Origin of the sequence: Flavobacterium cellulosilyticum (assembly GCF_004349355.1) — a bacterium.
GTDB classification, from domain to species: Bacteria; Bacteroidota; Bacteroidia; order Flavobacteriales; family Flavobacteriaceae; genus Flavobacterium; species Flavobacterium cellulosilyticum.
Genome location: NZ_SMFK01000022.1, coordinates 1 through 13,378, shown reverse-complemented (window position 1 = coordinate 13,378; position 13,378 = coordinate 1). Strand labels below are relative to the sequence as shown.

Sequence of the window (13,378 nt, the reverse complement as noted above, 5' to 3'; positions counted from 1 at the left end):
TTTAAAAAATTCAATAATCTATTATTCAAAATCGAATATCCAAAATCGAATATCGTATATTTATTTTATTTTCACTTTTACTGCTGCCTCATTTTTCAAACTCATTACGCCACTTGTTATAAGTGTATCTCCTTCATTTAAACCTGATAAAACTAAAACCGAAGCGTCTGTTCGAGTGGTGGTTTCTACCATAATTTCTTTGGCTTTTCCGCCAACGGAAATGAAAACTTTTTTGCCGTTTTGAATCGGAACTATTGCTTCTGTAGGAACAATAATTGCATCTTTTATTATATTTAAAGGTAATTCTACATTGGCAAAAGTGCCAGGAAATAATTTTCCCGATTTGTTTTCTGTTATTGCTCGAATTTGTAAAGTTCGGGTGGCAATAGCGACTTCGGGTTCGATCGCATAGATTTTTGCATGGTACTTTTCATTTGACCCAGCAACAGTAAAACTCAAATTGGAATTTGGTTTTAATTGGCTCACATATTTCTCTGGAATAGAAAAAGTAATTTTTAATTTTTCAATGTTGACTAATTTAGCCACTAGAATACTTGGTGTAATATAAGTTCCTGTCGAAATAGAACGAAGACCAATTTTTCCAGAAAAAGGAGCGCGAACACTTGTTTTAGCAATTTGAGCTTTGATGAGCTGGGTTTGGGCTTGCGCCAATTTTAAATCGGCTTTGGCAATATCAAATTCCTCTTGACTTATCGCTTCTTTTGTAAGTAGTAGTTTGGCTCTTCTTTCGTTTTCTGAGGCTAGATTTTCTTTGGTTGTTGCTTGACCTAATTGTGCTCTTAACTCCAAATCATTTACTTTAAAAAGCAATTGTCCTTTTGAAACGGTACTTCCTTCGTTAAAATAGATTCCTTCAACAATTCCGGAAACTTCAGATCGAATTTCTACCTGTTCGTTGGCTTCTATAGTACCTGAAAGGGATATCGAGTTGTCAAAAGTTACTTCTTTAAGGACAATTCCTTCTACGTTTAATACTTTTTCTTTTCCGCCTTTGTCTTTAGAATCGTTGTTTTTTGCTTTATTGGAAATAATTCGATAGCCAATAAAAACACCAAATCCGATTATTACAAGGATAAAAACTACTTGTTTTAGTTTCATAACTATTTTTTAGAAAAATGAGATTAATTGAGAATTTTTGAATTTTTTAAAAAAAAACAAAATTAAGGTTTAGAATTCTTAATAAAAGTGTTTTTATGATAATTTACCAACATATTAAATACAACTTACTATAGAAAAACTAAGAATAACTTAATAAGACCAAAATTAAATAAAAAGGTTTAATATGTTTAAAAAAAAAGTTTAGCATTTATTTGTATTTAAATTAAAACATTGTAAAATAACACTTTAGCTTATGTAGTTCCAAATATTTTTCTTTTTATTCAATTCAATATAAGTTGCTCTTAAAATGGTATTTTCTGTTTTTTGCATTGATGCATCGTCTTTTAATATTTTCAGGGCATAATTCCGTGCCAAAATTAAAATATCGCGATCCCGAACAATATCGGCAATCTGCAGATTCAAAACACCACTTTGTTGGGTTCCCATCAAATCACCTGGACCACGAAGCTTGAGATCTACTTCGGCAATTTCGAAACCATCATTCGTTTTGACCATGGTTTCCATTCGGGTTTTACTGTCGGCACTTAATTTGTGGCTCGTCATCAGTATACAATAACTTTGCTCGGCTCCACGACCTACACGACCACGCAATTGATGAAGCTGAGACAGTCCAAAACGTTCTGCACTTTCGATTATCATTACACTGGCATTTGGAATGTTAACACCCACTTCAATTACTGTTGTAGCGACCATTATATTGGTTTTCCCTTCTGAAAACCGCTTCATTTCGGTATGTTTATCTGCCGGTTTCATTTTGCCGTGAAGGATGGAAATGGAATACTCAGGCAATGGAAAATCACGAGAGATACTTTCGTAACCGTCCATCAAATCTTTGTAATCCATTTTTTCTGACTCTTGAATTAATGGATAAACGATATAAATTTGTCTACCAATGGCAATTTCATCCCGAATAAATTTCCAAACTTTCAAGCGGTTGCTGTCAAAACGATGTACAGTTTGAATGGGTTTACGTCCTGGAGGCAATTCATCAATTACCGAAATGTCTAAGTCACCATACAAACTCATAGCCAATGTTCGCGGAATAGGAGTGGCGGTCATTACAAGAATATGCGGTGGAATTTCATTTTTCTTCCAAAGCTTAGAACGTTGTTCTACTCCAAAACGATGTTGTTCGTCAATCACTGCCAAGCCTAAATTTTGGAATTTTACCTTGTCTTCCAATAATGCATGTGTGCCAATTAAAATATGTAAAGTTCCATTTTCGAGTTCTTCATGAATGATTCTTCGAGCTGCAATTTTGGTTGAACCAGTGAGTATTCGGATGTTGATATTCAGTTCTTTGGCCAACTCTGATAAACCATTATAATGTTGATTGGCCAAGATTTCTGTTGGCGCCATTAAGCAAGACTGAAAACCATTATCCAACGCAATAAGCATGCTCATTAATGCTACAATTGTTTTTCCAGAACCTACATCACCTTGTAATAACCGATTCATTTGGGCATTGCTTCCCATGTCGATGCGGATTTCCTTAATCACTCTTTTTTGAGCATTTGTCAATTCAAAAGGCAAGTGATTTTTAAAAAAATCATTGAAATAGTCGCCCACTTTTGTAAAGGGATGCCCTTTTATTTTATGTTTCCGAATGAGGTTTTTTGTGATTAATTGCAATTGAATATAGAACAATTCTTCGAATTTTAATCGGTATTGGGCTTTCGCCAAAGCTTCGACGCTTTTAGGAAAATGTATGTTGAATAAGGCGGCATTTTTTGGTATCAATTTTAATTCGGCAGTCAAATATTCGGGTAAGGTTTCAGCAAATTGCGCTTGTGTTTCCAGAAATAATTGCTGCATCATTTTGTTGATCACCCGATTTGAAATGCCACGATTGGCCAAGGTTTCGGTTGATGGATAAACAGGCTGCATCGCCGAACGTAAACTTTGTTCGTGTTCGGTCATCAATTCGATTTCGGGATGCGCCATATTAAAAGTGTTCCCAAATGAAGTACATTTCCCGAAAATGACACACATTTCATTGAGTTTCAAACTCTCTCGAATCCATTTGTGACCTTGAAACCAAACGAGTTCCATTTGCCCAGTATCATCCACAAAAGTGGCAACCAATCTTTTTTGGTTTTTGCCAAAGGCAACGGTTTTGACATTGATGATTTTGCCAATAATTTGAACTTCGGCAACATTATTTTGTAGTTCGTTAATCTTATAATAACGGGTTCGGTCGATATACCGATTGGGAAAAAAATTGAGTAAATGTCCGTACTTATGAATTCCCAATTCCTTGCGTAACAATGTGCCACGGTTTGGTCCAACGCCTTTGAGGTATTCGATGGGAGTTTCTAAGAGATTGGCCATTACTAAATTTAGATTTTAGATTGCAGACTTTAGAGTATAAGAAATAGCTATTTTAATCTATTTTCGTTATTCTAGGAACGTTTTTCTTTCTAAAAGCGAAGATAGTTTTTTGTTTTGAAAATAGGAAATGAGAAAACTTGAAAAGATGTAAGAAAAGAGATATATTTGATAAAGTATTTTCAAAAATCAAATAAATAACAAACTACCTTAAATCAAATGAAATATAAAATTTTTAATTTAATAGCACTTCTACTATTAATAGTATTTAATTCAAACGTATTTGCTCAAGATTCAAAAGTAACAATTGAAAGAGGTGTTAATTCTAGTGAAAGTGATCATAGTATTATCTTAAATTACGAAAAAAATATGCCAGGTAGTTTATATATATATTTAGATTTTTCGAATGTTACCAATTGTGATGTAACAAATTATAAACAGTAATAAAAGGCTATTCAGGTAATTTACTCACACTTAAGCCGTCAGATGAAAAAAAATATATTGGTTATTCTTTGAAGTATTATACAATTATTGGAGAACCCAATCCGAAAGTAGATAGTTTATTTCATTACGTTTTGCCTTTTAAAAAAGGGAACAAGCATAAAATTGCAGAAGCTTCCTATTTAGGTGAAAAGTATTTTGACCAAGAAAGGCCTAAAAATTGGAAATCTTATGTTATAAATTCTAAAACAGCCGATACGATTTGTTGTATGAGAAAGGGAATTGTAGTTAAAGTTGTTAATCAATATGAAAATTCTTCTTTAGCGATGGTGTATTCGAGTAAAAGGAATGCTATAACTGTAGAACATTCTGATGGAACACTCGCAATTTATAAAGGATTCAAAAATGATGGAATATTTGTAAAACTAGGTCAAACAGTTTATCCTCAAACAGAATTAGGTATTATTGAACAATTTAATTCAAATAATTATAGAGCAGATGTTTCTATTTCATTTTTGTTTGATTGTGATTTTAAATCTTTAGAAAAACAAACGATGCAGAATTACAAAAGTAAATTCGGATATGTAACTCCTTATTTTGTGACAGAAAACGGAGTGGAAAAATTAGTGTCAAATAAAGAATATACTTCGGTTTGTAGTGAAAAAGAATTTTTAGGAGAATTCACTCGATCAGAAAAGAAAAAATATTTGAAAGAACCAACGCAGTTTAATTAAAATTAGAAAAGGTATATTTGAATATTTAAAATTATTTATAAAATGACAACTCATCTCGCACTACTTCGTGGCATCAATGTTTCTGGACACAATATGATGAAAATGGAGGTTTTAAAAACTACTCTTGAAGCTGTTGGTTTCGAAAATGTGCAAACTTACATTCAATCGGGTAATGTTTTTGTAGATTGTACTGAAGAAAATGCTGCTTCGGTAGGTTTCAAAATCAAACAAGAAATTTTCAAGGCTTTTGGCCATGAAGTTCCCGTAGTTGTTATTGGCAAAACCGATTTAGAAGTTTGTTTTGCAAACAACCCATTTTTGAAAGAAAAGGAAGTTGACACAAAAAAACTATATGTTGCCTTTATCTCAAAAGAATTAAAAAGTGACAGTATCAATGATTTAAAAATAAGTCAATTCAAACCTGATGAAGCCAGTATTGATGCCAGTCGAATTTACATCAAATACGCTGTAGGAGCAGGAAAAACAAGGTTTGATCAGAAATATATTGAAAAAAAACTAAATGTAACGGCAACAATTCGAAATTGGAACACAATTACCCAATTATTGAATATATTTGAAAACAAAAATTAAACATATTATATGAGAGCATTAGTTATTTCTGGAGGTGGAAGTAAAGGCGCCTTTGCAGGAGGCGTTGCGGAATATCTAATAAAAGAAAAAGGATACAAATATGATTTGTTTTTGGGAACTTCTACAGGAAGCTTACTGATTTCGCATTTGGCTTTGGGGAAAATTGATGAAATTCATGATATTTATACCAATGTTGATATGGGTAAAATTTTTAACATAAACCCTTTTGTTATTAAAAATAAGAAGGGAATTGATATTGTTACTATCAATCATTTCAGTATATTAAGACAATTCTTGTTTAAGAGAAGGACTTTTGGCGAAAGCAAAAATCTTTTGAAATTGATAAAATCAAGCCTAACGATTGCGGAATTTAATGAATTAAAAATGTCTAATTTAGATGTTGTTGTAACGGTTACAAATATTTCAACTAATGAAACCGAATACAAATCGATTAAAGATTGTACTTATGACGAATTCTGCGAATGGGTTTGGATTTCTGGTAATTATGTACCATTTATGAGTATTGTTACTAAAAACGAATGCGAATATGGTGATGGCGGTTTTTCAAATTTAGTTCCAATTCAAGAAGCAATAAAACGAGGAGCCACAGAGGTTGATGTTGTTATTTTAGAAACGGAGACTAATAAAACGAAACAAGTAGTAGGGAAAAATCCATTATCTTTATTAATTGATCTTTTCAGAATCACTTTAGGACAAGTTGAAAAGAAAAATATCACTATTGGAAAACTGATTGCCAGAAATAGAGATGTCAAATTAAATTTATATTATACGCCAATAAAATTGACCAATAACGCACTTATCTTCAATAAAAAAGATATGACAAACTGGTGGAAAGAAGGATTTAAATACGCCCATAAAAAAAGTGTAATTATGAGTGAAGTTTTATTACCATAATTGGCTTACTTCATTTTTCAAATACGATAAAGCGATGCTAGTAGGAGCTTGTTTTTCTGATAATTCTTTTAATATGTATTCTCGTAATTGATTAGCGTCACTGATGTTTTCTTTTGAAGTTGCTGCTATTATGGATTGAATTGTTGCGTTTTTAGCTTTGATTATTACCGACCAACATTCTTCAGAAATATAAATTTGTTGAGCTAAATTATGCTCAAATTCTTGCTCAATCTGCGCTATTACAAAATTTTGATAATCATTTTTATTTTCTGAAATAGGTGAGATACGAACCAATAATTGACTAGGATTGATGCGCTCTATAAACAATGTCATGCGTTCATAAGCTTGTAATCGTAAGGGTAAAATATCAGTTTTTGTATCTCTTTGCAATAGATACTGTCTTTTTTCTCGCTCATTCTTAGTGTATTGCTCAAATAGATTATAGCCTATCAATGCAATTATTAGTGTTGGTAAGCTGTAACTTATTAATGCTATAATTTGAGTTGAATCCATTTTAAATCGTATGTTTAAATTTATTGAAGGCAAATTAACGAATAAACAAATAAACATAAAGAGTACATTTGCGAAAATTTTATTTTAAATGGAATCTTACATTATAATTGTACTTTGTTTGGCCGCATTTGCAGCAGGATTTATTGATGCTATAGTCGGTGGAGGCGGATTGATACAAACGCCTGTTGGATTGATTATGCTTCCCAATCTTTCTGTTTCAACGGTTATTGGAACATTGAAAATTCCTGCTTTTAGCGGAACATCATTTGCAGCCTATCAATATTTGAAAAAGGTGGATATGAATTGGAAAATTTTAATCATTATTATGGTTTTGGCTTTTCCGTCAGCATTCTTGGGTTCTACTTTATTAACTTATGTCAGCAATGACTTTATGAAACCTTTGTTGTTGGTAGTGCTATCATTATTAGTTATTTATACTTATGCCAAGAAAAATTTTGGGCAACAAATTATCAAATCACATTCTGTCAGAACTCAGGTTTTATATGGCGTTCTCATTAGTTTTATAGTAGGTTTCTACGACGGTTTCATCGGCCCAGGAACTGGCAGTTTTTTAGTATTGGCCTTTATATCCTTGATGGGTTTTGATTTTTTACATGCTTCCGCCAATGCAAAAATGGTAAACCTTTCGACTAATTTCGGTTCAATCTGTTTATTTGCTTTAAAAGGAAAAATTATTTGGGCAATCGCAATTCCAATGGCAATTTGTAATGCGTTTGGTGGTTGGATTGGAGCTAAATTAGCTATAAACAGAGGAAATAACTTCATTCGGATTTTCTTTTTGGTGGTTATTATTGGAACCTTAATCCGATTTGGATACGATGTGTTTTATAAATAGAAAACCACTCTTTTTTTAATTCATAAATCCTTATTTTTGCATATTACAGAAAATTTTATGCAAAAATACATCGATCAACTTAACGAAGCCCAACGCGAACCCGTACTCCAAAAAGACGGCCCAATGATAATTATTGCTGGTGCTGGTTCTGGTAAAACGCGTGTGTTAACCATTCGGATTGCTTATTTGATGAGTCTTGGAGTGGATTCGTTTAGTATACTGTCCTTGACGTTTACCAATAAGGCGGCTCGCGAAATGAAAAAACGTATCTCAGATATTGTTGGCGCATCTGAAGCCAAAAATCTTTGGATGGGAACTTTTCACTCCGTTTTTGCTCGAATTCTTCGTTCAGAAGCTGATAAATTGGGTTATCCATCAAATTTTACGATTTATGATTCTCAAGATTCCTTGCGTTGTATTTCGGGGATTATCAAAGAAATGCAATTGGACAGAGATGTGTACAAACCCAAACAGGTGCTAAGTCGAATTTCTTCGTATAAAAATAGCTTAATTACTGTAAAAGCCTATTTCAACAATCCCGAATTGCAGGAATCTGATGCTATGGCCAAAAAGCCACGTTTAGGTGAAATATATCAAAATTATGTAGAGAAATGCTTCAAATCTGGCGCTATGGATTTTGATGATTTATTATTAAAAACTAATGAATTACTGAATCGTTTTCCAGAAGTTTTGGCTAAATATCAGAACCGTTTTCGATATATTTTGGTCGATGAGTACCAAGATACCAATCATTCTCAGTATTTGATTGTTCGCGCTTTATCGGATAAATTCCAAAATATATGTGTTGTGGGTGATGATGCACAGAGTATTTATGCCTTTCGTGGCGCCAACATCAACAACATCTTGAATTTTCAAAAAGATTACGAAGGAGTAAAAACTTTTCGATTAGAACAAAATTACCGCTCTACAAAAAATATTGTGGAAGCTGCAAATACTATAATTGACAAGAACCAAACCAAACTCGATAAAATTGTTTGGACGGCGAATGATTTTGGACCCAAAATAAAAGTGCATCGCTCTATGACTGATAGTGAAGAAGGTCGTTTTGTAGCCAGTACGATTTGGGAGCAAAAAATGCAAAATCAATTGCATAATGGTGCTTTTGCTATTTTGTATCGCACCAATGCACAGTCTCGTGCTATGGAAGACGCATTGAGAAAACGTGATATCCCATACCGAATTTATGGAGGTTTGTCTTTTTACCAAAGAAAAGAAATCAAAGATGTGTTGTGTTATTTGCGATTGGTTATCAATCCTAAAGACGAAGAGGCTTTAGTTCGTGTTATTAATTATCCAGCCCGTGGAATAGGGGATACCACCGTTGAAAAACTAACAGTAGCTGCCAATCATTACAAGCGTTCTATCTTTGAAGTAATGCAGAATATTGATAAAATCGACTTGAAACTGAATTCTGGAACCAAACAAAAACTATCTGATTTTGTAACGATGATTCAGAGTTTTCAGGTAATCAACGAGAATCAAGATGCTTTTTATATTACGGATCACGTTTCCAAAAAAACTGGATTGGTTCAAGAATTAAAAAAAGATGCGACTCCGGAAGGAATGGCAAAAATCCAAAATATTGAAGAATTACTGAATGGTATCAAAGATTTTACCGAAGGCCAAAGAGAAATAGATGGCGCTCGTGGCGCTTTGTCCGAGTTTATGGAAGATGTGGCTCTCGCAACGGATTTGGATAAAGATACCAGTGACGAAGATCGTGTAGCGCTAATGACCATACATTTGGCTAAAGGATTAGAATTTCCGCACGTTTTTGTAGTGGGAATGGAAGAAGATCTGTTTCCAAGTGCGATGAGTATGAGTACCCGAAGTGAACTCGAGGAAGAACGCCGATTATTTTATGTGGCATTGACTCGTGCAGAGCATCAGGCGTATTTGACTTATGCACAATCGCGTTACCGTTGGGGAAAATTAACCGATAGTGAACCTTCCCGATTTATCGAGGAAATCGACGGACAATATTTAGAATATCTTACGCCAGAAGAAAGTAATTATCGCTACAAACCAATGATTGATAGTGATATTTTTGGAGATATTGACAAATCGAAGTTGCGTTTGGCTAAACCAATTGCTGGAGCTCCACCAAAAAACAGTACCAATAATGAACCTAAAACGGATTTTAATGTTAGAAAGTTAAAACCTGTTTCGACTAATTCTACATCGGGTACTGCCAATTTATTTGACAATAAATTAGTCGCAGGAAATATCGTGATGCACGAACGTTTCGGTAAAGGGGAGGTGCTCAACTTGGAAGGTGTTGGCGCGGACAAAAAAGCAGAAATCAAATTTGAAGTTGGTGGAATCAAGAAATTGTTATTGCGTTTCGCAAAGTTGAATGTGATTGGGTAAAAACTATTAAAATGGCTTACAACGAAGAATTATCATTACGTGTAAACAAGCGATTAATAGAATTAAATTGTAGCTTTATAGAAAAGAAAATGTTTGGTGGAAATGCATTTATGATTAACGACAAAATGTGTGTCGGAATTATGAAAGCAGAAGTAATGCTTCGGGTTTTGGATTCAGAATACGAAGTATTAATAGAAAGCAATCATGTTCATCCAATGAATTTTACTGGGAAAACAATGAAAGGATTTCTTTTGATAGAAGCAGAAGGATTGAAAAAAGAAACCGATTTAAATAAATGGATTGATTATGGTTTGGAGTTTTCCAAATTTGGAATTGTAAAATCGAAAAAGAAAAAATGAGCCAATTTATAAAAATATACGAAGACAAACCTAACGAAGCGGCTATTGCCAAGGTCGTAAAGGTTTTAAAAGAAGGTGGTTTGGTAATATATCCAACCGATACTGTTTATGGTTTGGGATGTGATATTACGAATACCAAAGCTTTGGAACGCATTGCCAAAATTAAAGGAGTGAAGTTGGATAAAGCTAATTTTTCCTTTATTTGTCATGATTTGAGTAATCTTTCGGATTATGTGAAGCAAGTAGACACGTCGACTTTTAAGTTATTAAAAAGAGCCTTACCAGGTCCGTACACTTTTATTTTACCTGGAAATAATAATTTACCAAAAGAATTCAAAAAGAAAACCACCGTGGGAATTCGTATTCCGAATAATTCGATTGCCCTAGAAATTGTACGTCAATTGGGAAATCCCATTGTATCCACTTCTATTCGGGATGAAGATGAAGTAATTGAATACACCACCGACCCTGAACTCATTTTCGAGAAATGGCAAAACCTGGTCGATATGGTGATTGATGGTGGTTATGGTGATAATATTGGTTCTACCATAATCGATTTGTCAAATCATGAACCAGTAGTAGTAAGAGAAGGCAAGGGGAGTTTAGATGTTCTCTAATTTGTTCTAAGCAAAAAAATGAAAAGGTCTCGATGCAAATCGAGACCTTTTTTGTTGTATTTTAAATTCTCCTTTAAGAATGGGTAAATTGTAAATTACTTAGATTCTTGTATATTCCGTTTTCTAATATTATCAAATCTTGGTGTTTTCCTGTTTCAGCAACTCTACCATTATCAATCACCAAAATTTGATCGGCACTACGAATTGTTGAAAGGCGATGCGCAATAATAATGCTTGTTCTTCCCTCCATTAAAATTTCTAGGGCTTCCTGAACCAGTTTTTCGCTTTCACTGTCTAATGATGACGTAGCTTCGTCAAGAATCAATATACTTGGGTTTTTGAGCAAGGCTCTCGCAATTGCAATGCGTTGTCGTTGTCCACCCGAAAGTTTAATTCCTCGTTCTCCAACCATAGTTTCAAATTTTTCAGGAAAGCTTTCAATAAAAAGTAAGGCATTGGCTTGTTTGGCTGCCAAAATAATTTCTTCATTCGTTGCATCGGGTTTTCCGTAAGCAATATTTTCTTTGATGGTTCCACCAAATAAAATCACGTCTTGAGGAACTATGCTCATATTGCCACGCAAATTTTCTAAATCATAATCGTAGATGTTTTTTCCGTCGATTAAAATTTCGCCACTTTCAATATCATAAAAACGCAACAGTAAAGAAGCAATAGTAGATTTTCCAGCACCACTCGGCCCTACAATGGCAATTTTTTGACCAAACTTTGCTTCAAAACTAACTTCTTTCAATACTTGCATTTCTTTTCTAGAAGGATAACTGAAAGCTACATTTTTGAAACTTACTTCTCCTTTTATTTTTTGAACAGGATGAGAATTTTGTGTTGAGTTAATTTTTTCAGGTGTTTCGTCTAATAATTCAAAAACACGTTCGGTTGCACCAATCGCTTTTTGAATTTGGGCATAAAGCTCCGCAATTCCTCCAAAAGAGGCGCCTACAAAAGTGGAATACAATACAAATGAGATCAATTGTCCCACACTCATTTCGCCACTAATACTCAATCGAACGCCAAACCAAACCACAGCTACAATAGCTCCAAAAAGGCAAAAGATGATAAAAGAAGCAAAATAACCTCTGTATTTTCCACCTTTTATAGCTAATTTCACCACTTCTTTTATTTTTCCATCATATCGGGCAATTTCGTACCATTCATTGGCGAAAGCCTTAACAATACTGATTCCTTGCATCGTTTCTTCGACAATAACTTGACTTTCGGCAACTTGATCTTGGACTTTTTTAGAATATTTTCGAATGAATCTTCCAAATATTACTGCCGCAACTGCCACAAGAGGCACCACTGAAAGCATTAATAAAGTCAGTTTGATACTTTGGGTTGCTAATAAGATAACACCTCCAATAATTAATATAAACTGTCTCAAAAACTCCGCAATAGTCGAAGTTAAAGTATCTTGTATTTGAGTAATATCGGCACTAATTCGGCTATTCAATTCGCCCACACGCTTGTGCGAAAAAAACAACATAGGCAATTTGACCAAATTACTGTATAATGAAAGTCGAAGGTTGGCTAAGGTATGTTCCGTAAAATTGACAAACAAGTACAATCTAAAAAACGAAAAAATGGATTGCAAAAACAAGATTACGACTAGTATAAGTGCGATATTATTGGCTTGATCGTAACTATTATTCTTTACACAGTCAATCAACATTCCCATAAGTTTTGGAAAAGCCAAAGCGGTTGCTCCTGTAAACAATAGAAATAGTAATCCAACATAAAATTTCCATTTATGACTTCCGGCATATTTAAAAATAAGTATTGCTTTAGACAGCGAACTTTTAGTTATTTTAGATTTTGGTAAATCATTTTCTACGAACCGAGCCATTTGCGTTTTTTTTGTTTGCAAATGTATGATTATAGCGAATCATCACAAAAGAATCACGCTTTATTTCATCATAATATTGACTTGACTTTTCCGAAGAGAAAAAAAAACAGTAAATATTTCTGATTTTGTTTGCAAATTCAATATCTAAGTGTATATTTGCACCCGCAATAGGGCGATTAGCTCAGCTGGTTCAGAGCACCTCGTTTACACCGAGGGGGTCGGGGGTTCGAACCCCTCATCGCCCACAAAAGAGACAAACAGAAAATTTCTGACTTGTCTCTTTTTTTTTGTGGAAAAAATTCATTTTTCAATTTCAGGATCAATCCCATTTTGACGGATCAAGTCTAAAAGTTGTGGGGAAATATTAAATTTCGATATTTGTATTTCAAAATTATATAGAAATGCAAGACTCTTTTATTGAACTTCTCAAATTGTTATTACCTGAAATTATTGTTGATTATTTCGAACTTACTTCCTATAAAAAAGGGGAAGAAATTCTTCATCTTTATTTAAAAGAGATCAATTCTATACCCAAAGAATATCGTCAAGCTAAATTAAGCTCCAAAGGTTTTTTTGATGAGATAACTGTTCAAGACTTTCCTATTCGTGGACATCAGGTTTATCTGCACATC

Annotated in this window: 12 protein-coding genes and 1 tRNA gene; 9 read left to right on the top strand and 4 right to left on the bottom strand. The window is 33.7% G+C overall.

Annotation, left to right across the window (positions count from 1 at the left end; all coding sequences use genetic code 11):
- Positions 1-60: 60 nt before the first annotated feature.
- Together E0F76_RS18310 and recG are read right to left on the bottom strand one after the other, a co-directional pair.
- Positions 61-1,119 (bottom strand): efflux RND transporter periplasmic adaptor subunit, encoded by a 1,059-nt coding sequence (locus E0F76_RS18310; RefSeq protein WP_132009696.1) that lies wholly within the window; start codon positions 1,117-1,119, stop codon positions 61-63.
- 246 nt (positions 1,120-1,365) lie between these two features.
- Positions 1,366-3,471: an ATP-dependent DNA helicase RecG gene (gene recG, locus E0F76_RS18305; protein WP_132009694.1), complete on the bottom strand. Its 2,106-nt coding sequence runs from the start codon at positions 3,469-3,471 to the stop codon at positions 1,366-1,368.
- 509 nt (positions 3,472-3,980) lie between these two features.
- Between recG and E0F76_RS18300 the strand changes: the two genes are divergently transcribed.
- Genes E0F76_RS18300 through E0F76_RS18290 form a run of 3 tightly spaced genes read left to right on the top strand, consistent with a single transcriptional unit; the run spans position 3,981 to position 6,149 of the window.
- Positions 3,981-4,643 (top strand): hypothetical protein, encoded by a 663-nt coding sequence (locus tag E0F76_RS18300; RefSeq protein ID WP_132009692.1) that lies wholly within the window; start codon positions 3,981-3,983, stop codon positions 4,641-4,643.
- A 42-nt stretch (positions 4,644-4,685) separates the two neighbouring features.
- The gene (locus tag E0F76_RS18295; protein ID WP_132009690.1) at positions 4,686-5,234 is read left to right on the top strand and encodes a DUF1697 domain-containing protein; all 549 of its coding nucleotides are present in this window, start codon (positions 4,686-4,688) and stop codon (positions 5,232-5,234) included.
- A gap of 9 nt (positions 5,235-5,243) precedes the next feature.
- Entirely contained in the window at positions 5,244-6,149 is a 906-nt protein-coding gene (locus E0F76_RS18290; protein WP_132009688.1) for a patatin-like phospholipase family protein, read from the top strand.
- Here the strand turns inward: E0F76_RS18290 and E0F76_RS18285 are convergent.
- Positions 6,141-6,662: a DUF7935 family protein gene (locus E0F76_RS18285; protein WP_132009686.1), complete on the bottom strand. Its 522-nt coding sequence runs from the start codon at positions 6,660-6,662 to the stop codon at positions 6,141-6,143. The two genes, E0F76_RS18290 and E0F76_RS18285, sit on opposite strands and share 9 nt — an antisense overlap.
- Positions 6,663-6,750: 88 nt before the next feature.
- On the opposite strand from E0F76_RS18285, the gene E0F76_RS18280 reads away from it, so the two are divergent.
- Genes E0F76_RS18280 through E0F76_RS18265 form a run of 4 tightly spaced genes read left to right on the top strand, consistent with a single transcriptional unit; the run spans position 6,751 to position 10,885 of the window.
- Positions 6,751-7,518, top strand: coding sequence for a sulfite exporter TauE/SafE family protein (locus tag E0F76_RS18280; protein WP_132009678.1), 768 nt, complete (start codon positions 6,751-6,753; stop codon positions 7,516-7,518).
- A gap of 57 nt (positions 7,519-7,575) precedes the next feature.
- A complete protein-coding gene (locus E0F76_RS18275; protein ID WP_132009676.1) occupies positions 7,576-9,909 on the top strand; it encodes an ATP-dependent helicase in 2,334 nt (777 codons plus the stop codon).
- Positions 9,910-9,920: 11 nt separating this feature from the next.
- On the top strand, positions 9,921-10,268 hold the full coding sequence (locus tag E0F76_RS18270; protein ID WP_132009674.1) for a TfoX/Sxy family protein: 348 nt from the start codon (positions 9,921-9,923) through the stop codon (positions 10,266-10,268).
- Positions 10,265-10,885, top strand: a complete 621-nt coding sequence (locus E0F76_RS18265; protein ID WP_132009672.1) for an L-threonylcarbamoyladenylate synthase — start codon at positions 10,265-10,267, stop codon at positions 10,883-10,885. Before E0F76_RS18270 ends, E0F76_RS18265 begins: the two co-directional genes overlap by 4 nt.
- 73 nt (positions 10,886-10,958) lie before the next feature.
- Here E0F76_RS18265 and E0F76_RS18260 read toward each other — a convergent pair whose 3' ends face one another.
- On the bottom strand, positions 10,959-12,746 hold the full coding sequence (locus tag E0F76_RS18260; protein WP_132009670.1) for an ABC transporter ATP-binding protein: 1,788 nt from the start codon (positions 12,744-12,746) through the stop codon (positions 10,959-10,961).
- A 170-nt stretch (positions 12,747-12,916) separates the two neighbouring features.
- Between E0F76_RS18260 and E0F76_RS18255 the strand changes: the two genes are divergently transcribed.
- Positions 12,917-12,991, top strand: a tRNA-Val gene (locus E0F76_RS18255).
- A 156-nt stretch (positions 12,992-13,147) separates the two neighbouring features.
- Positions 13,148-13,378: ISAon1 family transposase N-terminal region protein (locus E0F76_RS18250; protein ID WP_456236441.1), on the top strand; the 231-nt coding region annotated here is incomplete at its 3' end.

What these genes read in the sequence shown, in the direction of transcription:
- E0F76_RS18310 (WP_132009696.1), bottom strand. Translation starts at nt 1,119, where the DNA reads ATGAAACTAAAACAAGTAGTTTTTATCCTTGTAATAATCGGATTTGGT.
- recG (WP_132009694.1), bottom strand. Translation starts at nt 3,471, where the DNA reads ATGGCCAATCTCTTAGAAACTCCCATCGAATACCTCAAAGGCGTTGGA.
- E0F76_RS18295 (WP_132009690.1), top strand. Translation starts at nt 4,686, where the DNA reads ATGACAACTCATCTCGCACTACTTCGTGGCATCAATGTTTCTGGACAC.
- E0F76_RS18290 (WP_132009688.1), top strand. Translation starts at nt 5,244, where the DNA reads ATGAGAGCATTAGTTATTTCTGGAGGTGGAAGTAAAGGCGCCTTTGCA.
- E0F76_RS18285 (WP_132009686.1), bottom strand. Translation starts at nt 6,662, where the DNA reads ATGGATTCAACTCAAATTATAGCATTAATAAGTTACAGCTTACCAACA.
- E0F76_RS18280 (WP_132009678.1), top strand. Translation starts at nt 6,751, where the DNA reads ATGGAATCTTACATTATAATTGTACTTTGTTTGGCCGCATTTGCAGCA.
- E0F76_RS18275 (WP_132009676.1), top strand. Translation starts at nt 7,576, where the DNA reads ATGCAAAAATACATCGATCAACTTAACGAAGCCCAACGCGAACCCGTA.
- E0F76_RS18270 (WP_132009674.1), top strand. Translation starts at nt 9,921, where the DNA reads ATGGCTTACAACGAAGAATTATCATTACGTGTAAACAAGCGATTAATA.
- E0F76_RS18265 (WP_132009672.1), top strand. Translation starts at nt 10,265, where the DNA reads ATGAGCCAATTTATAAAAATATACGAAGACAAACCTAACGAAGCGGCT.
- E0F76_RS18260 (WP_132009670.1), bottom strand. Translation starts at nt 12,746, where the DNA reads ATGGCTCGGTTCGTAGAAAATGATTTACCAAAATCTAAAATAACTAAA.